This is a genomic window from Schaalia sp. (genome assembly GCF_050312375.1).
Lineage (GTDB): Bacteria > Actinomycetota > Actinomycetes > Actinomycetales > Actinomycetaceae > Pauljensenia > Pauljensenia hyovaginalis.
This window is the reverse complement of record NZ_JBNOYB010000120.1, coordinates 20,086-40,584: the sequence shown is the minus strand read 5'-3', so window position 1 is coordinate 40,584 and position 20,499 is coordinate 20,086. Positions and strand designations below refer to the sequence as shown.

Sequence of the window (20,499 nt, the reverse complement as noted above, 5' to 3'; positions counted from 1 at the left end):
GTGAACGATTACTACGAGGTCCTCGGCGTCGCCCGCACTGCGAGCCAGGACGAGATCAAGAAGGCCTACCGGAAGAAGGCCCGGCAGCTGCACCCCGACTACGCCGGTCCCGAATCCGAAGAGGCCTTCAAAGAACTCTCGGTGGCGTACGAAACGCTCTCGGACCCCGAGAAACGGCAGATGTACGACATCGGGGGCCCGGACGCCCTGCGCGGAGGCGGCGGGGCCCCCTTCACGGGCGGCGGCTTCTCAGACTTCTTCGACGCGATGTTCTCCGGCTTCTCGGGCGCCTCTCAGGGGCCCGCGTCCAGGACCCGGCGCGGCGCCGATCAGCTCATCGGACTCGACATCACCCTCGAGGAGGCGACCTTCGGCGCGAAGAAGTCCGTCTCCTTCGGGACCTACGCCGTCTGCTCGACATGCTCGGGGTCGATGTGCGAGCCGGGCACCCGCCCGCTCGTCTGCCAGACCTGTTCGGGAACGGGGTCGGTGACCCGCATCCAGAACACCATGTTCGGGCGCATGAAGTCGCAAGGGCCCTGCCAGACCTGTCAGGGTTACGGGACTCTCATCGAGAATCCCTGCCACGAGTGCTCGGGCCAGGGGCGCGTGAGAACGCGGCGCACTCTGTCGATCGACGTGCCGGTCGGCGTCGACGAGGGCGCGCGCATCCGCGTCATGGGCGAGGCCGAGGTCGGACCCGGCGGCGGTCCGCAGGGCGACCTCTACCTCGAGGTCCACGAACTCCGGCACGAGGTCTTCGACCGGCGCGGAGACGATCTGCACGCGTGGATCACCATCCCGATGACGACCGCCGCCCTCGGCACCGAATTCGAACTCGCCACCCTCGACGGCCCCAAGGCGGTGAGGATCGAGGCGGGCACGCAGCCGAACGCCGACATCGTCTTGAGGGGGCTCGGAGTCGGACGCCTGCAGCGCCCCGGGCGCGGCGACCTCCATGTCCACATCGACGTGGCGATCCCGACGAAGCTCGATGAACGGTCGCGCGAACTGCTCGAAGAGCTCGCCTCGCTCCGCAAGGAGACGCGCGTGGAGCCCAAGCGCCGCGAGCAGGGCGTCTTCGGCAAGCTCAAAGAGAAACTCACGGGTCAGTGACTCGCCCGGTCTTCTTCTTCGAGGATCGCGGCCTGGTCGAGGCCGCTCCCGGCGACACCCTGAGCCTCGACGGGGATGAGGGGCGGCACGCGGGCGCCGTGAAGCGGATCGGGGCCGGCGAGGAGATCGACCTCGTCGACGGCCGCGGAACCCGCGCGGTGTGCGAGGTGCTCGCCGCAGACCCCAAGGGTCTGTCCCTGCGCGTGCTCCGCGTCGACAGGGAGCCCGGGGCGGAGCCGCGCCTCCTCCTCGTTCAGGCCCTCGCCAAGGGCGGACGGGATGAGCAGGCGATCGAGACCTGCACGGAGATCGGCATCGATGAAGTGATTCCGTGGCAATCGGATCGCGCGATCGTCAGGTGGGCGGGTCCCAAGGCCGTCAAGGGCCGGGCGAAGTGGGTCTCGGTCGTGCGGGCCGCTGCGAAGCAGGCCCGCAGGGCCTTCATCCCCGAAGTCGCTGAAGTCCTCGACACCAAGGCGCTGCTCGCCTTCGTCCGGGACGCGACGGATTCGGGCTCCCTGGTCCTCCTGTGCCACGAGGAGGCCCGCGCGCCCCTGACCGGCCTCATCGCCTCGGACCCCGACCGATTCCGCGACGCCCCCTCCCTCGTGGTCCTCGTCGGACCGGAAGGGGGAGTATCGCCGAGGGAGACCGCCGACCTCGTCGAGGCCGGCGCGATCCTCATCGGACTGGGCCGCAACGTCCTGCGCTCCTCGACGGCCGGCGCGGTTTGCGCGACGCTCCTCGCGGCGGCCGCCTCGCGGATCTGAGCCACCGGCGCCCCAGTGGGCCCTGGCTCCCCTCAGCCCAGATCGCCCGAGATCGTGAAGGTCATCGAATGCGACTGGCCGGGCGCGAGGACGATCACGCCCTCGTGCGAATTGAAAGCATCGGGCGGGCAGGTCATCGGCTCGACGGCGACCGATCGACGGCCGAGGTGATCGGCGGTGAAGACCTGCACCCAGGGGGCCTCGGCGGCCAGGGACACGGACTTCCCGCTCGACGGATCGCGGAGCGTCACGGCCCAGCCGCCCTCGGGCAGGCCCGTGAAGGCGTGATCGACCGACTGATCTCCCAGGAGGCGCCCCGTCCGGAAATCGCGATCGAGTTCGCCGACCGGGCGCAGGGCCACCGGGGCGAGACGCTCGTCGACCTCGAGGATCGAAGACGCCGGAACGCTCAGCTCGTAGCCGGCGTTCGGGGCGTTGTCGAGCGTGAGGTAGGGGTGGGAGGAGACGCCGTAGGGCGCGGGCTCATCCCCGATGTTCGTGGCGTGGAGCGTCACCGAGAGGCCGCGCTCCTCGCTCAGGGCGTAGGTGACCCAGGCCTCCAGGGCCCAGGGGTATCCGTAACGCGGGGCGATGAAGGCCCCGAGGGTCGCCGAATCGGAATCCGCGTGGACGATGTCCCAATCGACCCAGGTCATCAGCCCGTGAAGGGCCGCTCCGGTGGCGGGCTCATTCACGGGCACGCGGTATTCGACGCCCTCCCAGGTGTAGGCGCCCCCGGCGATGCGATTCGGCCAGGGCATGAGGGTCTTGCCGAGATAGCCGTCGGGGAGTTCGTCCGCCGCATGGGGCATGACGAGGTCGGCGCCGTCCAAGGTCAGTCCTGCGATGCCCGCGCCGACGGAGACGATTCGCGCCTCGTAGGCCCCCGAGCTCAAGCGGATCTCGGTGCCTGAAGCGTGTCGCGTTTTCATGGAGCCTCCTCATCGATGGATCTTCGCAACATCCTAGGACCAATCCTCCCTCCTCAAGGCCGACATGGGATGCGAGTACGATCGGGAGGGTCTTGGCCGCCAGGCATGCCGCTTCAGGAGGAAGGATTCTAAGATGACTGCTCTCACCGGCGATTGCGCCCTCGCCCCGGAATCGATCGACGCCCTGCGCGCCTCGAGCGCCGATCCCGCGGCGCGTCTCGCCCGCAACGCGGTGACCGTGAGCGGGATCGACAAGGCGAGCGTGGATCGCGAGCGCGTCATCGCCACACCGAGCGTGGTCTCCCACAAACTCGACACCTGGAAGGTCACCGCGCAGAAGAAGTCGGGCCGGTGCTGGTTGTTCTCCTCCCTCAATCTTCTGCGCGCGAACGCGCGGGTGAAGCTCGGGGTCAAGGACTTCGAGTTCTCGCAGAACTACGTGTTCTTCTGGGACAAGCTCGAGCGGGCCAACTGGTTCCTCACCGACGTCATCGCGACCGCGGATGAGCCCCTCGACGGGCGCCTCCTCCAGTTCCTGCTCGCCGATGTCCTCGGCGACGGCGGCCAATGGGACATGGCGGTCTCCCTCTACCTCAAGCACGGACTCGTCCCCAAGGAGGCGATGCCCGAGACGGAGGCCTCCTCGAATTCGCACCGGATGAACACCCAGCTCCAGGTCCTCCTGCGTCGGTCCGCCCTCGAGCTCCGCGGGCTCGTCGCGTCGGGCGCAGCCGAGGACGAGGTCGGGGCCGCGAAGGCGGAGGTCTTGAAGAAGGTCTGGCGGATCCTCGTCATCAGCCTCGGCGAACCGCCCCGATCCTTCGACTGGGAGTGGCGCGACGACGAGGGCGCCTTCCACCGCGAGGGCGAGCTCACGCCGCTCGAGTTCGCTGAGAAGTACGCGGGGATCGACCTCGCCGATTACGTGTGCCTCGTCGACGATCCGCGCCCCGAGCATCCCAAGGGCGCGGCCCTGACGGTCGATCATCTCGGCAATGTCGTCGGCGGCCGCCAGATCCGCTACATCAACGCCGACATCGCCGAGATCAAGCGGCTCGCCGCCCGCGCGATCGCCGAGGGCGAGCCCGTCTGGTTCGGCGCCGACGTCCTCCAGCAGTCCGAGCGCGATGCGGGCCTCCTCGTCGCGGGCGTCCACGACTATTCGGGGCTCTTCGGGGTCGATCTGGCCACCACGAAGGAGCAGCGCCTGCGCACGGGTGAATCCGCGATGAACCACGCGATGCTCTTCACCGGCGTCGACATCGCCGAGGACGGGTCGACGCGCCGCTGGCGCGTCGAGAACTCCTGGGGGGAGGATGCGGGCGAGAAGGGCTACTTCACGATGGATGACGCGTGGTTCGACGACTACGTCTTCGAGGTCGTCGTGCGCGCTTCGGCCCTGCCCGAGGATCTGAGGCCGGCGTTGGACGCCGAGCCGATCCATCTGCCCGCCTGGGATCCGATGGGCACTCTCGCCTGATCCTTCTCGCCGGGGCCGCGCGCCCCTTCGGCGGGGTCATGCCCGTCGAGGGCGTGCGGGGGGTTTTGATCTCACGGGCGACGAAGGAGGCCGCATGACCGTTCGACCGATCGTGGTGATGGGGGAGGAGGTCCTCCACCGTCCGGCCGCGCCCGTGACCGCCTTCGACGGGGCTCTTCGCGGACTCGTCCGCGACATGTTCGACACGATGCGGGCCGCCCCGGGAGTCGGTTTGGCGGCGCCCCAGATCGGCGTCGACGCCCGGGTCTTCGTCTGGAGTTACGGCGGGCTCCACCCCTTCGACAGGGAATACGGTCCCGCCCTGGGGATGACGATCCCCTCGCCGTCGAGCGGGGCGGTCATCAATCCGCACCTCGAACTCGACTGGAAGGGGGCGGAGCTTCTGCCCGAGCGGCTCGATCTCGAGCGCGAGCACGAGGGATGCCTGTCCTTCCCGGGGTACCAGTATCCGATCAGGCGCGCGCCCCGGGCCGTCCTTGAAGGATTCGATATCGATGGCGGGCCGATCCGCATCGAGGCCGTCGCGTGGCTTGCGCGGATCTTCCAGCACGAGTACGGCCATCTCCTCGGGGAGCTCTACGTCGATCGTCTGGCGGGGCCGTGGGCGGACGAGGTCGCAGCGCAGGCCCGCATCCGGGGGTGGGGGCGCCCGGGCGTCTCATGGATGCCCGGATCTGAGGGATGAGACGCGCTCCGGCCCGTCGTCCGAATGCTCGCGCATCCGAATGACGGGCCGGAGCCTGGCGCTCAAGGGCCGGGATCTGGATCTCAGCCGACGCGGCGGCGCAGCGCCACGGCTCCCAGGCCGGCCAGGAGGCCCGCAGCGAGGATCAGGCCCATCGCGTCGCTACCGGTGTTCGCCAGCGCCGCGCCCTTGCCGGGCGTGACGGCTCCGGGGGCCGGTGCGGGCGCCGGCGCCTTGACCGTCAGCGCCACTTCGGCTGCGGCGCCCGTCGAGGCGTCGGTGAGGATCACCTTGTGCGCGCCCGGTGCGGTTTCTTTCGGGACCGTGAAGGTGAAGACCACGGTGCCCTTGGCGTCGGCCTTCGTCTTGCCGATCGTGAAGGGATCGGAGTGGAGGACGGCTTCGATCTCGTGATCGGCTTCGAAACCGGTGCCCGTGACGGTGACGGTGGCGCCCGCGACGACCTCGGGCGCATCGATGACCGCAGTCGGTCCGTCCTGAGGTCCGGGCTCGGGTTCGGGAAGCGGGCCGGGCGTGAGCGACCAGTTGGCGACGAAGAAGTCCTTCGGATCGATCGTGCCGGAGGCCTGAGCCGAATCGATGAGGAGCTGGCGGATTTCGACGAGCTCGTTGTAGACGATCGGAGCAGCCGTCACGTGCGGGTATCCGCCGCCGCCGGACTGGCGGTAGTTGTTGATCGCCATGACGAACCGCTGGTCGGCCGTCACGGGGGCGCCGTTCCAGGCGAGGTCGACGATGCGTTCGCCCACGGGCTTCGTCACGTCGATCGTGTAGGTGACGCCGGTCAGGGCGTCGTAGTTGTAATCGGGAACGGGCTTGCCCTCGAACACGGCGTTGAGATCCGTGTCCGGATTCAGCGTCGCTCCGGGCTCGAGCTGCTTGAAGTACTTCGCGGAGTACTCCAGGTAGTCCTTGATCTGGGAGCCGGTGACCTCGACGCCCAGGAGGGTGTTGTCGTAGATGTACAGGCCCGCGATGTCCTTGATCGAGACCGGGCCCTTCGGGAACACGGCGTCCTTGGAGAAGGGGGAGACCTGGGCGATCACCGGGAGGCCTTCAGCGGCGGTGCCCTTGATGCCCGCGCGGACCGCGTCCTCCATGTTCTTGCCGATGAAGTCGAGGATGGCGGTGTCCTCGTAGCGGGCGGTGCCTGCGGGCATCTGCTCCGTCGCGTTGGCGACGATCGTCTTGACGTAGCCCACGGTGTCGGCGTGATCGGTGCTGAGCACCGGGTCCTTCATGAGGGCGTCGCAGGCGGTGCCGCTCGCGGCATGGCGCGTGACCCAGGAGGCGACCGTCGTGTCGACGTCAGTCGTCGGCCAGGCGACGGAGGCCCTGTCCTTAGCATCGAAGACGAGGGGCAGTGAGATCTCGGGCAGGGAGGAGGAGAAGTACTTCGGCTGCGTGACGATGAGGGGCTCGCCGTTCGGCGTGTGGGTCACCTTCACCGGTTCGTCCTTGTGGGTGTGCCCGATGACGAGGAGGTCGATGTCATCGACCTGAGTCGAGAGGAACTGGGCCGTGTCCTCGTCGAGTGCGGAGGCATCCCAGGCGGTCGACTGGCCCATGCCGGTGTGCGCGAGGACGACGATGATATCGGCGCCGGCCTCCTTCATCTGCGGGACGTACTCGCGGGCGACCTCCGTCGGGTCGCGGAACTCGAGGGTCCCCTCGACGTTCGCCTTGTCCCAGATCCTCACTCCCGGGGTGACCAGGCCGAGGACGCCGATCGTGACCGGTTTGCCCGCAACGGTCTTCTCGATGAGCTCGTAGGGCTCGAAGTAGGGCTCCGTCGTCCCGGGCGCCACGGCATTGGCGTTCAGGGCGGGGGAGTCGAGGTCGCGCATGTACTTCGCGAGGGTGTCGAGGCCGTAGTTGAATTCGTGATTGCCGAGGGCGTTGGCGTCGTAGCCCAGGAGGTTGAAGGCCTGCGCCATGGGGTGGATCGGATCCCCGGTGAGCTTCGCGGGCTGCTTCGCCGCGAGGTAGGTCAGGGGCGAGCCCTGAATCGCGTCGCCGTTGTCGACGAGGAGCACGGACTCGGCCCCCTGCTTCGCGCGGACATCCTCGATCGCGGAGCAGACGTTCGCGAGGCCGACTTCCTTGCCCGCCGCGGGAGCCGAATCCTTGAAGTAGTCCCAGTTGTAGACCCGGCCGTGGACGTCCGTGGTCGCGAGGACCGTGAGGGTCCCGGTGTCCCCCTCGGCCGCGTGAGCTGGTGCGGATACCGGCAGTACGGTGAGTGCGAGGGCCGACGCGAGTGCGAGCGGCAGCACTGAGCGTTTCTGCAAAGAAGTCATCCTTGATCCTTTACATGTTGATGGTCCCGGAGTGAAGAACCGGGATTGGGAAGGATATCGCTCCCGGGGCTCACTTCGAAATCGTTTCGCAGAATCCGTTCTGTGGGGCGCGTCACCAAAGGTCGTGAGTCCTCAACCCTCTCACCGCGCAAGAGGGGGAGCGCCGCCCTCGAAAAGCACGAGAATGCGGGGCGGACGCCGACGCGCCCGCCCCGCCTCACGCATTCCGCGTTCAGGACGCGATCTTCTCCCGGATCACGATGTCCATGATCCGCAGGTTCATGACGATGAACTTGCCGAGCTGATAGATCTTGTTCCTGCGATGCCGCAGCGTCGAGGGCATGGGCAGGGGCGCCCGCCCGATCCGCTCCTGCTGCTCGGGGTCGAGCTCCTCGATCGAGACTCTCTTGTCGCTCATGATTCCTCCTTCGATGATCACTCGGGGATCAGGGTCCACCCCGGCCGGGCCTTCGCCTTGTAGATGAACAGGTGATGGAGCATGTACTTGATCCAGTGCCCGAACAGGCCGATCTCGCCGCGCGTGTGATAGGGGTGCCGCCCGGTGAGCGGGTACTTCTCAGGGTTCGGCACGATCGGGTACATGATCATGGCCGCAGCCGAACCGTTCAGGAGGTTCGCGCCGGTGGAGGCGACGCAGGAGGCGCCCATTTCGGTCATCGAGGCCCGGCGGGGCGGGCGCTTCTTGCCCTTGATGCGGTCCGCGATCGTCTCGGCGACGGCGCGGGCGATCGTCCCCGAGGGCTGGCCGGTGCGCGGGGGAGCGGGGGCGATCGGCGTGCCCTTCGCGCTCTTGCGCGGCTTGGAGATCTGATGCGGCGGGGCGAAGGCGATGCCCGCGGCGAACATGTTCGGGTAGCTCGGGTTCTGGTAGGTCTCCGGCCAGTCCTCCGGCGCCCAATCCTCGTAGGAGGTCTTGGAGTAATCCGCATCGACTTTCATGAAGCCCGAGGGGGCGAAGACCGTCGAGGTGATGTCGGAGCCGTCCTTCGCGTACGCCTTGATGTCGTGCCCGGAGAAGGGCGGGAGGAGCATGGCGAAGTCGAAGTCGAGTTCGTGCTCGCTCCCGTCGAGGACCTCGTAGAACAGCCGCCCTTCTTCCACCCGCTTCACGGCGGCGCCCGAAATGGCCTTGACGCCGCGTTCGCGGAAGAGGGATTCGGTCCACAGCTGGGAGGTGGTCATGAAGCCGTTCTGCTTGAAGCGCATGCCGCCGACGCCGAAGTCGCCGAGCTCGTTCTCGTTGGTGATGTAGACGACCTCGCACATGTCGCGGACGCCCGCTTCGCGGAGTTCGAACTCGACGTTGAAGGCGTATTCGAAGGCCGCGCCCTGACAGGTGCAGGTTCCGTTGCCCGTCCCGATCACGAGGCGCTGGCGTTCACCGGCGCGGGCGGCCTCGACGATCTTGAGGAACTCCTTCGCGGTCTGGTCGGCGTGGGGGGCCGTGCAGACCGACAGGGAGTAGCCGTTATCGGGGCCGAGGCCCGGAGTGGCGTCGAACTTCAGCTTCGGCCCGGTCGCGTTGATGAGGTAGTCGAAGGGGATGAAGTCCTTGCGGCCGGCTTCTCCCGGAGCGGTGAACTCGATCTCCACCTGGGGGCTCGCGGCGTCGCCCCGTCCCTCGGGGTAGAGGGCGACGGCCTTCGCCTGGTGGAAGATGATGCCCTTCTTCTTGTAGACCGGTGCGAGCGGGAAGAGCACTGACTCCTTCTTCATGCGCCCGGTTCCGACCCAGATGTTGGAGGGGATCCAGTTCCACTGGGAGTTCGGACTCACGACGACGACGTCATGGGTCTTCGGGAGCATTCGGCGCAGGTGGAGGGCCGCTGTATGGCCTGCGACACCGGCGCCGAGTACAACGACACGTGCCATGGTTGATGAACCTCGGTTCTTGGGGACTTGCGTCGGCTTCGTTACCGCCGCGCCTGCGAGTATAGACAGAAAAGTCGTTCATTTGGGACCAATGGCCCATTTTCGCCTTCGTGAATCGCGAGAATCGCACGACTCCGCGCATTCGGGCGGGCGCGTGTCCGCGACGTAAGTCCTGGTCGCGCCTTCTTCGATCCCGCCTCCTGAGGAGGCCCCTGCCCCGGGAGCACAGGCGGGCGCGATTCCGCCGAGTGGCATTGCGCTCAGTTCCGAAAGCGCCCCGCCTGCCCGAGTCTCGATCTGCGAGGCCGGAGTCCCGAGCGAATCAGCGGCGGACCCATCGCGCCGCGGGGATGAAGCGGGATGCGGCGGCGAACATGCGAGAATCGAAGGACTCAGTCCTCAATCGTGCTCAGCCACGACGGGTTCACAGCGATTCCTTCAACGACGGATTCTTTCCGATACGGGCCGAGGGAGTCGATGGTGAGAAGGCTCTCCTTGCGTCCGTTCGCCCAGTCGTAGCGGGCGAGTTCCAGAACCTGACCGGGATCCTCCCCGTAGTCGAGGGCGTAGGCGTAGTTCCTCGTCACGTGGAAGCTCTGCGGCCAGAAGTCAGGGCCGCTGTTCGTCGCCGTGAAGGCCTGGCGGGCGACGGCGCTGTCCAGGTCGACGACGAATCCTCTGCCGTCGAAGAGGACGACATAGGCGGTATTGCCGTCTTGGAGGAATTCGGGATTCGTGAGGTCGTCGGCTCGCAGGCTGAGGGGGATCCCATCCGCATCAACCCACGGCACGACGGAGCGCGTTCCGTCGGCGAGGTCCCAGATGATGAATGCGGGGGAGCCCTGTTTGCGCTTGTCCCGCTCCTCGGGTGCCGGATGCGCCTCGAGGCGCCGGAAACCGGGGAAGTAGACCCGATCCCCCCGGCAGGCGATGTGCTTCGAGCCGCTGAAGCTCTGCTCGTCCAGGGGCGCGCTCGCGAGCACCTTCACGGGCTCATCGGGGTCTGAGGGGAGGAGCTCGGCGAGGAACTGGTAGTGGGTCCCCTCTTCGGCGGTGATGTCAGGAGGCAGGTGCGCGATCGCTTCATCCCTGAGGGAGGGCGCCCACGACGTTTCCCCGATCATGAAGAAGCGGTCGTCGCAGTAGCCGAAGTTGGTGAACACTCCGGGCGCCTCGACCCCGATGAATCCTTTTGAGTCGCCGTGGACGAGATATTGGATGAAGTCGGTGCCGTTGCCGCCCTCGTTGTAGAAGGCCGTGTAGCCGCCGTCGTCCGGGTGGGGGTAGCGATCGAGTTCACGGTACTGGTGGCGTCGTTCTTCGAGATGGAGTCCCGAACCGTCGACGAACCCCTCGTGATCGGGCGTGCCGAAGTACAGGCCGTCCTCGGTCCACAGGGGAGTCGCGTACTCCATGATCCCCGTTTCGCTCACGCGCGCCTCGCCCTTCTCATTCACGAGGGCGAGGTACCCCTTCGTCCCCTCGCCGTAAAGGGGAGCGACCCTGCCGCTGAGCTGGATCGCGAGAACCGCATCGTCGAGGGCGAAGTCCTTGTCGGAAACGCCGATCAGTGCACCGGCTTCGATTGTCGAGGAGCTTTGAGGGGCGTTCGGATCGCTCGCGGAAAGCAGGGGCACACAGGCAGCCGTGAGGCCGAGGGCGCTCAGGATGAGAAGGGGGAGAAGGGCGCGTGCGTTCCTTGTCATCTAGCAGCCTCTATCGCACTTCCCAGTTCTTTTTCGTATAGGGGGAGTTTTCGATGTCGTAGGGAAGGATTAATCCCGGAGGAAGCTCGCCCCCATCGAGATCGACTCCGGTGGTTCGCAGATAGGCGAGCCAGACGAGTTGCGAGCATGTGAGTGAGTTCGGATTGGTGTCTCTCGGGCTGACCATGTTTGGAACAGTGTCGAGTAGTTTCAGTGAAGGATAACGGTATCCTCGGAGATTCGTGTAGGCGTAGTCGGCGGCGAGGTTCTGAGCGTGCTGGCTCAATGTTGTTTCAAAGAGCTTCGTGCCGGATGGACCTGCGATTTCGTTCGTGTAGTGCCAATTGCTGAGGGTGCCGGGCCCGCTCGCCTCGACGACCCAGTAGGTGTCGCCGTAGATCCCGGTATGCCCGTGATTGAAGATGTGAGTCGCAGGGCTGATATAGATGTCGCCCTTGTAATAGGAATCCGGAAGTTTGGGGTATGCTGCGCGTGTCTGGATGCCGCCTGAATCGCTGGGCGCTTGTCCGTCGATGGATTGGTGCATCGCTTCATCGTTGAGGCGAGTTTCCTCAATGATCTGTTCAAGGTATTCATCGGGCGCGTAACCGAATTTCTCGGCCTGCTTCGCGAATGCGTCGATAAGAAACTCTCTTGATGCCTGCTTCATCTCGGGATAAAGCTCGATCAATTCCTGATACAAATCGCGATCTTCGGCGCTCGTTGGCGGAGTGATGCCGGTAATGCTGAGAAGGGAAAGGGCTGCCACTGTTATTGTTTTGAAGAGAATGCGGTTCATCATTGAGCCTCTCAATCAATGGAGGGGGAGCTGACATTCAATACCGGGGAGTTTTCTGAAGGTGTCGAAGATATTTGGAAAAGTGCGAGTCCGGGAGTTCGCGGGGGTGTTGATCGTGAAGATTCTTTAGCGTGATTGCGCGGGTGCGTTGCCGGTCGCTTCTTCTACGGCCCTCCGCATCGCCTCGTCGTTCTCGCGAGTCTCCCTGATCACGGCTTGCAGATAGTCCTCGGTCGTCATCCCCACTTTCGCAGCATATTCCGAGAATGCCGCGACTAGCCTCTCTCGTGGCATCTCCGTCATTTCGGGGTAGAGCTCGATCAGCTCGTCGATGGTGCTCTGAGCGACACCGTCGATAGTGCTCTGGGGAGTGTCGGCGGAACTCTGAGCAGAACTTTGAACGGCGTCATCCTTCGGAGTCAAGGGGGAACAGGCACCGAGCGTCAGGGTGATGGAGGCGAGGCCGAAAGCAAGGAGGAGCACCGGCCTGGGCGCTGAAGAACGGGACATCATCGTCTCCTTGACTCTTCAATGGAAGGGCGTCCCCAGCAGGCTATCAGAAAGTTCCAATGCTCGGAAGAGCCCGCAAGGGCGCTGCGCGCACTCTGCTTCGCATGGGACCGCATCCTCGGGTGACGAAATCAGTGCACTTCGAAGCCCAGGGAACGGAAGTACTCGCGCGCCTTGTCGGTCGCCTCCGGCGTCGGGGGCTTCGTCTCCTCCAACTCGTACTTCAGTCCCAAGGAGTGCCACTTGTCGCGGCCCATCTGGTGGAAGGGGAGCACTTCGACTCGGTCGATCACGTTCTTCCACGCGGAGATGATCCGGCCGATCGCCTCGATGTTCTCCTTCGCGTCGGTGAGCCCGGGGACCAGGACGAAACGGATCCACACGCGCGTCGTTCCGCGAGCCGCGAGACGATCGCCGAAATCGATCGTCGGTTGGAGCCTGCCGGAGGTGACGCGGTGATAGGTCTCGGGAAGCCCGGACTTCACGTCGAGGAGGACGAGGTCGAGATCGTCGAGCATCGCGTCGTCGCAGTTCGCGCCCAGGAACCCGGAGGTGTCGAGGCAGGTGTGGACGCCCATCTCCTTCGCGCCCCGCAGGATCTTGCGCACGAACTCGGGCTGCATCATGGCCTCGCCGCCCGACAGGGTCAGGCCTCCGCCCGTCGCCTTGAAGATGCGGCGGTAGCGCTTGATGCGCGAGAGGATCTCCCCCGTCTCGACAGGCGTTCCGTCCTTCATGAGGAAGGTGTCAGGATTGTGGCAGTACAGGCAGCGCAGGCCGCAGCCGTTGAGGAAGACCGTCAGACGCGTTCCGGGGCCGTCGACAGCGGTGACGAGCTCCCAGGAGTGGACCGAGCCGAGGTCGCCCTCGTGCATCTTGCGGAGCCGCTCGGAGCGCTCGACATCGGTGAGCTCGGCGAGCCCTGCGACGCCCTGGCCCGAGGTGCGGCCGACGGGTGCGTCGAAATCCTGATCCCGCCGTTGAGGCGCATTCGGATCGAGGGGCAGCGGAACGATGCTCGACCCGTCGCCGAGGGGGATGGCGGTCGATGCGGTGCTCATGGGGTCCTTAGGGGGAGAAGAGGGGAGGCGCAGCGCGCGGGGCGCAGGAGGATCCTGCGCCCCGCGGCGATGAGTGCCGACCGGGGCCGGCGCCCTCGGCTCAGGCCGAGTGGTGGAAGGTGCGCGAGAGCACGTCGAGCTGCTGCTCGCGGGTGAGCTTGACGAAGTTCACCGCGTAGCCGGAAACGCGGACCGTGAGGTTCGGGTACTTCTCGGGGTGCTCGATGGCGTCCTCGAGGGTGGAACGGTCGAGGACGTTGATGTTCGCGTGGTAGAGGCCGTCGGTGACGCCGCGCTCGGTGCGCGCAGCGCGCATATCGGCGAGTCGCTCTTCGTAGGTCTTGGTTGCCATTTTTCGGATACTCCTTTGCGAGGTGGGGCGGATTCGGCGGGGGAGGGTCCGTCCGTCCCCCGCCTGGGATCGATCAGAGGGAGGCGCTGACGGAGCAGGATTCGTCGGGGACGAAGCCCGCGTCGAGGATGCCGACGAGGTTGGTGATCTGCTCCTCCTTCGTGCGGCCCAGGCCGGACGGAGTGATCGTATTCGTCAGCGAAATGCCGTCGAGCGCGTCGTTGTAGTCGAGCTTGCCGACCGAGAGCATGGAGGCGACCATGCCGTGCGTGTCGATGCCGTTCTCCGGGTTCGCGCCGGGGGCGAAGGGCGTTCCCGCCTTGTGGCCCGAGGGGAAGGCACCGGTGGCCTTGCCGTAGACGACGTTCGAGGTGATCGTGAGGACCGACTGGGTCGGGATCGCATCGCGGTACATCGGGATGGCGCGGATCTTCGACATGATCGTGTGGACGATCGTCGCGGCGATGTCGTCGGCGCGGTCGTCGTCATTGCCGTAGGTCGGGAACTCGCCCTCGGTCACGTAGTCGACGACCAGCCCGGTCTCGTCGCGCACCGGCGTGACCTTCGCGTACTTGATGGCCGCGAGGGAGTCGGCGACGATCGACAGGCCCGCGATGCCGCAGCCCATGGTCCGGATGATCTCCGAATCGTGGAGCGCCATTTCGATCGACTCGTAGGCGTAGCGGTCGTGGCAGTAGTGGATGATGTTGAGGGCCTCGACGTAGGTGCCGACCACCCAGTCGAGCATGTCTTCGTACTTCGCCCAGACCTCGTCGAAATCGAGGGGGCCGTCGCCCGAGATCGGCTCGTAGCCGGTCATGATCTGCTTGCCGCTCATCTCATCGCGCCCGCCGTTGATGGCGTAGAGGAGGGCCTTGGCGGCGTTGACGCGGGCTCCGAAGAACTGCATCTGCTTGCCGACCTTCATCGGGGAGACGCAGCACGCGATCGCCGCGTCGTCGCCCCAGTGCTCGCGGATCTGCGGGTCGGACTCGTACTGGATCGACGAGGTCTCGATCGAGATCGCCGCGCAGAACTCCTTGTAGCCCTTCGGCAGGTTCTCATCCCAGAAGATCGTGATGTTCGGCTCGGGGGCCGGGCCGAGGTTGCGCAGCGTCTGGAGGAGGCGGAAGGAGGTCTTCGTGACGAGGGTGCGGCCGTCGTCGCCGAAGCCGGCGTCCGACCAGGTCGCCCAGTAGGGGTCGCCGGAGAAGATCTGGTCGTAGTCGATCGTGCGGAGGAATCGCGTGATGCGGAGCTTGATGACGAGGGCGTCGATGATCTCCTGGGCGTCGGACTCGGTGATGAGACCGGCGGCGAGGTCGCGCTCGAAGTAGACGTCGAAGAAGGCGGAGAGGCGGCCGATCGACATCGCGGCGCCGTCCTGCGACTTTACGGAGGCGAGGTAGCCGAAGTAGGTCCACTGGACCGCTTCCTTCGCGGTCTTCGCGGGCCCGGAGATGTCGAAGCCGTAGTCGGCGGCCATCTTCTTGAGCTTCTTGAGGGCCTTGATCTGCTCGGAGTGCTCCTCGCGGTAGCGCGCCCAGTGCTCGGAGAAGGGCTGGTCCGCGTAGCGGTCCTTGTCCTGCTGCTTCCACTCGATGAGCTGATCGACGCCGTAGAGGGCGACGCGACGGTAGTCGCCGATGATGCGCCCGCGGCCGTAGGCGTCGGGCAGGCCGGTGATGATGTGGGAGGAGCGGGCGGCGCGGATGCGCGGCGTGTAGATGTCGAAGACCGCGTCGTTGTGGGTCTTGCGGTACTGGGTGAAGATCTTCTTGACCTCGGGGTCGACCTCCTTGCCGGCCTCCTTGATCGCGGTCTCGACCATGCGCCATCCGCCGTTGGGCATCATGGCGCGCTTGAGGGGCGCATCGGTCTGGAGGCCCACGATGACGTCGTCGTCGGCGCAGATGTAGCCGGGCTTGAAGGCGTCGATGTCGGCGGGGGTGTGGGTGTCGACGTCGAGGATGCGGACCTTGCGCTCTTCGGCGAGGAACTCCTTCTCGAGGGTGTCCCAGACGCGCAGCGTCTTGTCGGTGGGGCCGGCGAGGAAGGCCGCGTCGCCTTCATAGGGGGTGTAGTTGCGCTGGATGAAGTCGCGGACGTCGACCTCCTTCGCCCAGTTTCCGGTTGCGAAGCCCTCCCAGGCCTCGGGTGCGGGGACGGAAGGAGCGGTCTGCTCTGTCGTCATCATTCCTTCTCTCGATTGTTCCGAATTCCCGGTGTACGGGTCCGGTCCTGGATGATTCTCCAACTCATGCCGGTGGGCACCTGCTTCGATTCTCATACCGTCTTCAAGCAATTGCCATGCTCATCGCCTGAATCGGCCTATGCGGCTTCTCACAGGCGACGAAAGCAGGCGGCCCAGGACTTTAGGGCCAGGACTTTGGTCCCTTCCCATTTTCGTCCGCGCGCCTCCCGCCGAGGATCGCCCAGGGCCGGGCGGCGGATCTGATCCGTGGAAACGCCGGGCCTTCCGGCGCCGCGCCGCCTATGCTCTAAGGCGCTCAACCAATCCGCATGACGACCTCTTCAAGGAGCCCTCGTGACCCAGTCCCTCCCAGAGCTTCAGATCGGGGTGCTCGGCGCCGGAACCGTCGGATCCCAGGTCATCCGGATCCTTAGTGAACAGGCGGAGGACTTCGCGGCCCGAGCCGGAGCGCGCATGAGGGTCTCGAGCATCCTCGTGCGCGATCTCGGAGCCGGCCGCGACGAGGCCATCGACCGGGACCTGCTCACCACCGACCCGAACGAGGCGATCCTCGGCAAGGACATCGTCGTCGAACTCATCGGCGGCATCGAACCCGCCCGCACCCTCGTCCTGTCCGCACTCGACAAGGGCATCAGCGTCGTGACGGGGAACAAGGCCCTGCTGGCGGCGCACGGCCCCGAGCTCTACAGCGCGGCGGCGGCCTCCGGAGCGGACCTCTACTACGAGGCGGCGGTGGCCGGCGCCGTCCCCGTCGTCTACGGCCTGCGCGAATCCCTGGCCGGCGACCGCATCACCAAGGTCGTGGGCATCGTCAACGGGACGACCAACTTCATCCTCGACGCCATGGCCACCCGGGGACTCGGCTACGCCGAGGCCCTCGCGCAGGCCCAGGAGCTCGGCTTCGCCGAAGCGGACCCCTCAGCCGACGTCGAAGGCCTCGACGCCGCGGCGAAATGCGCGATCCTCGCCTCCCTCGCCTTCCACACGCGAGTCGGCATCGACGACGTCGACGTCGAGGGCATCACGAGGATCACCCCCGCGGACATGTCCGAGGCCGCCTACTTCAACCGCGCGATCAAACTCCTCGCCATCGCCGAAAGGCGGATCGGCGAGGACGGGGTCGAAGGCGTCGCCATGCGCGTCCACCCCGCCCTCGTCCCCGTGGACTCCCCCCTGGCGAGCGTCGACGGCGCCTTCAACGCCATCGTCGTCGAAGGCGAATACGCCGGGCGGCTCATGTTCTACGGGCAGGGGGCCGGCGGCGCCCCGACCGCCTCCGCCGTCCTGTCCGACCTCGTCGCCGCCGCGCACCACCGGGTCTACGGCGGGCACGCGCCGCGCGAGTCCGTGTACGCCCACCTGCCGATCCTCGACCCGGGGACCACCAGGACCCGCTACCAGATCAGGATGGCCGTTGAGGACCGTCTCGGAGTCCTCTCCGATGTGGCCGGGATCTTCGCGCGGCACGGCGTCTCGATCCAATCGGTCCATCAGCGCGACGACGAGATCCCCGGCACCTGCATCATCGTCGCCACCACGCATCTGGCGCGCGAAGCGGACCTCAAGGCCGTCGTGAAGGCCCTGGCCCACTCCGAGGCGGTCCGCGAGGTCACCAGCGCGATCCGCGTCGAAGAGGAGTGACGCCGTGCAGCTCCGCGATGACTTCGTCGCCGTCGCCGTCCCCGCGACGAGCGCCAACCTCGGCCCGGGATTCGACTCGATGGGCCTGGCCCTGGACCTCTGGGACGAGATCTCCGTTCACGCCACCGCCGGCGGCCCCACCTCCGTCGTCGTCGAGGGCGAGGGCGCGGGCGGCGTGGGGGAGGGGGAGGACAATCTCGTCGTCCAGGCGCTCCGCCTCGCCCTCGACCGCGTCGGGGCCCCCCAAGTGGGCATTCGGATGCACTGCCGGAATCGGATCCCGCACTCGCGGGGCCTGGGATCCTCCGCTTCGGCGATCGTCGCGGGCATCGCGCTCGCGCGGGCCCTCATCGGCGATCCCGATGTGCTCGCGCCGCAGGAGATCCTCGAGCTCGGCACCGACATGGAGGGCCACCCGGACAACGTCGCGCCCGCAGTCCTCGGCGGTGCGACCGTCGCATGGCTCGAGGAGGGCCGCCCCGGAGCGCTGCGCCTCGATCCCCCCAACGGCATCTCCCCGGTCGTCTTCGTCCCGGAGTACGAACTGTCGACCTCCACGGCGCGCGCCGCACTGAAGGACGAGGTCGCGCGCGCGGACGCGATTTACAACCTCTCCCGCGCGGCGCTCCTCGCGGCCCTCATGACGGGCGCGCGAACGGCGGCGGACGGCGCCTCCTTCCACGAGCTCCTCATGAATGCGACGCGGGACCGCCTCCACCAGGAGCAGCGTCGGAGCGCGATGGAGCCCTCCCTCGCCCTCGTCGACTGGCTGCGCGCCGGCGGAATGGCCGCAGTCGTCTCCGGCGCGGGCCCCTCGGTGCTCAGCCTGGAGCAGGTGCCCGCGAGCGTGCGGCACGACGCGCAGGCCGCGGGATGGCGGGTTCTCACCCTTCCGGTCGCGACCGAGGGTGTGCGGATCACCCGGGGGCGCCTGGCGCCGCGGAAGGGCTGAAGCCCGCCCGATCGGCGCCGGACGGGCCCCGGCGACCCTGTGACTGAGAGCGCATCCCGGGGAATCCGCCCCATTGCGCCCATCGGGCGATCATCGCGCTATACTCGCCGCAGAGGTCGTTCGACCCCGCCGAATCATGGCACCTTGCGCCACGAGATCTCATCGCCGCGCATCCCCCTCCCCGCGCACCGCGCGTTCCATCGGGAGACCGTATCTCCGCCCCGAGTGGGCGACCCATCCAGTAGAGGATCATTCTTGAGCAACGAACAAGGCGCCCAAGCTTCCATGACGGAGCTTAAGAGCATGAAGCTGGCCGAACTCCACAAACTCGCGTCAAGCCGGGGTCTCAAGGGCACGTCGAAAATGCGCAAGTCCGAGCTCATCGACGCGCTCGCCGCGCAAGGCGGAGCCCCGCGACCGGCCCAGGCCGCCTCCGAGCGCAAGGCCCGCGCCCCCAAGGCCTCCGCCGATGAGAGGGCGGACTCCTCGCTCGGAGCCGAGCCACAGTCCGCGGATTCACCCCGGCGCGAAGAACGATCCGTCGCCGAGGGCGAGCGCGCGGAGGCCCCGCGCAAGTCGCGCAGGCGCCGCGCGGTCATCGAGACCAAGGAGCCCTCGGCCGTCGCGATCGACCTCCCCGAACCGGTGAGCGGCGAGCGCCCGGCGGCGCAGCAGGCCCAGGCTCCCGTCAAGGAACTCGGAGCGATCGAACTGCCCGAGGGCGACGATTCCGAGGATCGCGGCCGCAACCGCCGCGATCGCAACAACCGCAGGCGCAACCGCGATCGACCCGATCGCCAGGACCGCTCCGAGCGCAACGGGCGCAACAACCGTCGTGATCGTTACCGCGACGAGCGCCCGGACCGCGCCGAGCGCGACGATTCCGTCCGCGAGGATGAACAGCTCGCGCCGATCGCGGGCATCCTCGACGTCCAGGACAACCACGCCTTCGTGCGGACTTCGGGCTACCTGCCCGGTCCGAACGACGTCTACGTCACCCTCGGCAACGTGCGCCGGTGGGGCCTGCGCCCGGGCGACGCCGTCGCGGGCGCGGTCCGCCAGCCCCGCGAGGGCGAGCGCCAGCGCCAGAAGTACAACGCGCTCGTGCGCGTCGACTCCGTCAACGGGATGTCGATCGAGGACGCCCAGGCCCGCCGGGAATTCGGCAAGCTCACGCCGATCTACCCGAGCGAGCAGCTGCGCCTGGAGACCTCGGCCAAGGCCTACACGCCCCGCGTCATCGACCTCGTCGCCCCGATCGGCAAGGGGCAGCGCGGTCTCATCGTCTCCCCGCCCAAGGCCGGCAAGACGATGGTGATCCAGCAGATCGCCAAGGCGATCGAGCTCAACAACCCCGAGGTCCACCTCATGGTCGTCCTCGTCGACGAGCGTCCCGAAGAGGTCACCGACATGCGCTCGATCGTCAAGGGCGAGGTCATCGCCTCGACCTTCGACCGCCCGGCCTCGGATCACACCATCGTCGCCGAACTCGCGATCGAGCGCGCCAAGCGCCTCGTCGAACTCGGACAGGACGTCGTCGTGCTCCTCGACTCCCTCACCCGCCTCTCCCGCGCCTACAACCTCGCGGCCCCGGCCTCCGGACGCATCCTCTCGGGCGGCGTCGACGCCTCGGCGCTCTACCCGCCCAAGAAGTTCTTCGGCGGCGCCCGCAACCTCAAGGAGGGCGGCTCCCTCACGATCATCGCCTCGGCGCTCGTCGAGACGGGATCGAAGATGGACGAGGTGATCTTCGAGGAGTTCAAGGGCACCGGCAACATGGAACTGCGCCTGTCCCGCCAACTCGCCGACCGCAGGATCTTCCCCGCGATCGACGTCAACGCCTCGGGCACGCGCCGCGAGGAGATGCTCTTCGGCCCCGAGGAGCTCCGCATCATGTGGAAGCTCCGCCGCGTCCTGGGCACCCTCGACCAGCAGTCGGCCCTCGAGCTCATCCTCGAGAAGCTCAAGGACACCCAGTCGAACGCCGAATTCCTCATGCTCGTCCAGAAGACGACGCCGAGCGTGGACTGATCAGAGGAACGAGG

At 66.9% G+C, this 20,499-nt stretch carries 17 protein-coding genes; 7 read left to right on the top strand and 10 right to left on the bottom strand.

The annotated features are described in order from the left end of the window. Positions 1 to 1,116: a molecular chaperone DnaJ gene (dnaJ, locus tag ACQY7V_RS09750; protein ID WP_303772750.1), complete on the top strand. Its 1,116-nt coding sequence runs from the start codon at positions 1 to 3 to the stop codon at positions 1,114 to 1,116. Continuing rightward, on the top strand, positions 1,113 to 1,886 hold the full coding sequence (locus tag ACQY7V_RS09745) for a 16S rRNA (uracil(1498)-N(3))-methyltransferase (RefSeq protein WP_235361129.1): 774 nt from the start codon (positions 1,113 to 1,115) through the stop codon (positions 1,884 to 1,886). Before dnaJ ends, ACQY7V_RS09745 begins: the two co-directional genes overlap by 4 nt. Before the next feature lie 32 nt (positions 1,887 to 1,918). Here ACQY7V_RS09745 and ACQY7V_RS09740 read toward each other — a convergent pair whose 3' ends face one another. Continuing rightward, positions 1,919 to 2,818, bottom strand: a complete 900-nt coding sequence (locus ACQY7V_RS09740; protein ID WP_154477240.1) for an aldose-1-epimerase — start codon at positions 2,816 to 2,818, stop codon at positions 1,919 to 1,921. Positions 2,819 to 2,951: 133 nt separating this feature from the next. Here ACQY7V_RS09740 and ACQY7V_RS09735 point away from each other — a divergent pair, with 133 nt between their 5' ends. Next, a complete protein-coding gene (locus ACQY7V_RS09735) occupies positions 2,952 to 4,298 on the top strand; it encodes an aminopeptidase C (protein ID WP_428640048.1) in 1,347 nt (448 codons plus the stop codon). A gap of 94 nt (positions 4,299 to 4,392) precedes the next feature. Next, the gene (locus ACQY7V_RS09730; RefSeq protein ID WP_321057025.1) at positions 4,393 to 5,004 is read left to right on the top strand and encodes a peptide deformylase; all 612 of its coding nucleotides are present in this window, start codon (positions 4,393 to 4,395) and stop codon (positions 5,002 to 5,004) included. Positions 5,005 to 5,087: 83 nt separating this feature from the next. On the opposite strand, the gene ACQY7V_RS09725 is transcribed toward ACQY7V_RS09730, so the two are convergent. From ACQY7V_RS09725 to pflB, 9 genes are all read right to left on the bottom strand, one after another. Then, positions 5,088 to 7,325: a bifunctional metallophosphatase/5'-nucleotidase gene (locus ACQY7V_RS09725; protein WP_428640046.1), complete on the bottom strand. Its 2,238-nt coding sequence runs from the start codon at positions 7,323 to 7,325 to the stop codon at positions 5,088 to 5,090. Positions 7,326 to 7,557: 232 nt separating this feature from the next. Beyond that, positions 7,558 to 7,743 carry a hypothetical protein gene (locus ACQY7V_RS09720; RefSeq protein ID WP_154477245.1) on the bottom strand — a complete coding sequence of 62 codons (186 nt, stop codon included), beginning with the start codon at positions 7,741 to 7,743 and terminating at the stop codon, positions 7,558 to 7,560. A gap of 17 nt (positions 7,744 to 7,760) precedes the next feature. Then, the gene (locus ACQY7V_RS09715) at positions 7,761 to 9,218 is read right to left on the bottom strand and encodes an NAD(P)/FAD-dependent oxidoreductase (protein WP_154477247.1); all 1,458 of its coding nucleotides are present in this window, start codon (positions 9,216 to 9,218) and stop codon (positions 7,761 to 7,763) included. Positions 9,219 to 9,610: 392 nt separating this feature from the next. Further along, on the bottom strand, positions 9,611 to 10,924 hold the full coding sequence (locus ACQY7V_RS09710) for a hypothetical protein (RefSeq protein ID WP_428640043.1): 1,314 nt from the start codon (positions 10,922 to 10,924) through the stop codon (positions 9,611 to 9,613). Positions 10,925 to 10,934: 10 nt separating this feature from the next. Continuing rightward, positions 10,935 to 11,726 carry a hypothetical protein gene (locus ACQY7V_RS09705; protein WP_428640041.1) on the bottom strand — a complete coding sequence of 264 codons (792 nt, stop codon included), beginning with the start codon at positions 11,724 to 11,726 and terminating at the stop codon, positions 10,935 to 10,937. Between the two features lie 123 nt (positions 11,727 to 11,849). Beyond that, a complete protein-coding gene (locus ACQY7V_RS09700; protein WP_428640039.1) occupies positions 11,850 to 12,236 on the bottom strand; it encodes a hypothetical protein in 387 nt (128 codons plus the stop codon). Positions 12,237 to 12,364: 128 nt separating this feature from the next. Then, positions 12,365 to 13,294, bottom strand: coding sequence for a pyruvate formate-lyase-activating protein (gene pflA / locus ACQY7V_RS09695; RefSeq protein ID WP_428640037.1), 930 nt, complete (start codon positions 13,292 to 13,294; stop codon positions 12,365 to 12,367). Positions 13,295 to 13,394: 100 nt separating this feature from the next. Continuing rightward, a complete protein-coding gene (gene grcA2, locus ACQY7V_RS09690) occupies positions 13,395 to 13,646 on the bottom strand; it encodes an autonomous glycyl radical cofactor GrcA2 (RefSeq protein ID WP_154477258.1) in 252 nt (83 codons plus the stop codon). A 73-nt stretch (positions 13,647 to 13,719) separates the two neighbouring features. After that, complete coding sequence (pflB, locus tag ACQY7V_RS09685) at positions 13,720 to 15,840, bottom strand: formate C-acetyltransferase (RefSeq protein WP_154477260.1); 2,121 nt, start codon at positions 15,838 to 15,840, stop codon at positions 13,720 to 13,722. 354 nt (positions 15,841 to 16,194) lie between these two features. On the opposite strand from pflB, the gene ACQY7V_RS09680 reads away from it, so the two are divergent. The 3 genes from ACQY7V_RS09680 to rho all read left to right on the top strand — a co-directional run bounded on the left by ACQY7V_RS09680 (position 16,195) and on the right by rho (position 20,485). Next, complete coding sequence (locus tag ACQY7V_RS09680; RefSeq protein WP_235361123.1) at positions 16,195 to 17,502, top strand: homoserine dehydrogenase; 1,308 nt, start codon at positions 16,195 to 16,197, stop codon at positions 17,500 to 17,502. A 4-nt stretch (positions 17,503 to 17,506) separates the two neighbouring features. Continuing rightward, positions 17,507 to 18,454, top strand: coding sequence for a homoserine kinase (thrB, locus tag ACQY7V_RS09675; protein ID WP_303773318.1), 948 nt, complete (start codon positions 17,507 to 17,509; stop codon positions 18,452 to 18,454). Positions 18,455 to 18,739: 285 nt separating this feature from the next. Next, positions 18,740 to 20,485 (top strand): transcription termination factor Rho, encoded by a 1,746-nt coding sequence (gene rho / locus ACQY7V_RS09670; RefSeq protein ID WP_428640034.1) that lies wholly within the window; start codon positions 18,740 to 18,742, stop codon positions 20,483 to 20,485. Positions 20,486 to 20,499: the final 14 nt, after the last annotated feature.

Coding starts and splice junctions, on each gene's coding strand:
- ACQY7V_RS09725 (WP_428640046.1), bottom strand. CDS start 7,325: ATGACTTCTTTGCAGAAACGCTCAGTGCTGCCGCTCGCACTCGCGTCG.
- ACQY7V_RS09710 (WP_428640043.1), bottom strand. CDS start 10,924: ATGACAAGGAACGCACGCGCCCTTCTCCCCCTTCTCATCCTGAGCGCC.
- ACQY7V_RS09740 (WP_154477240.1), bottom strand. CDS start 2,818: ATGAAAACGCGACACGCTTCAGGCACCGAGATCCGCTTGAGCTCGGGG.
- ACQY7V_RS09715 (WP_154477247.1), bottom strand. CDS start 9,218: ATGGCACGTGTCGTTGTACTCGGCGCCGGTGTCGCAGGCCATACAGCG.
- ACQY7V_RS09735 (WP_428640048.1), top strand. CDS start 2,952: ATGACTGCTCTCACCGGCGATTGCGCCCTCGCCCCGGAATCGATCGAC.
- pflA (WP_428640037.1), bottom strand. CDS start 13,294: ATGAGCACCGCATCGACCGCCATCCCCCTCGGCGACGGGTCGAGCATC.
- ACQY7V_RS09700 (WP_428640039.1), bottom strand. CDS start 12,236: ATGATGTCCCGTTCTTCAGCGCCCAGGCCGGTGCTCCTCCTTGCTTTC.
- rho (WP_428640034.1), top strand. CDS start 18,740: ATGACGGAGCTTAAGAGCATGAAGCTGGCCGAACTCCACAAACTCGCG.
- pflB (WP_154477260.1), bottom strand. CDS start 15,840: ATGACGACAGAGCAGACCGCTCCTTCCGTCCCCGCACCCGAGGCCTGG.
- ACQY7V_RS09720 (WP_154477245.1), bottom strand. CDS start 7,743: ATGAGCGACAAGAGAGTCTCGATCGAGGAGCTCGACCCCGAGCAGCAG.
- ACQY7V_RS09705 (WP_428640041.1), bottom strand. CDS start 11,726: ATGATGAACCGCATTCTCTTCAAAACAATAACAGTGGCAGCCCTTTCC.
- grcA2 (WP_154477258.1), bottom strand. CDS start 13,646: ATGGCAACCAAGACCTACGAAGAGCGACTCGCCGATATGCGCGCTGCG.
- ACQY7V_RS09730 (WP_321057025.1), top strand. CDS start 4,393: ATGACCGTTCGACCGATCGTGGTGATGGGGGAGGAGGTCCTCCACCGT.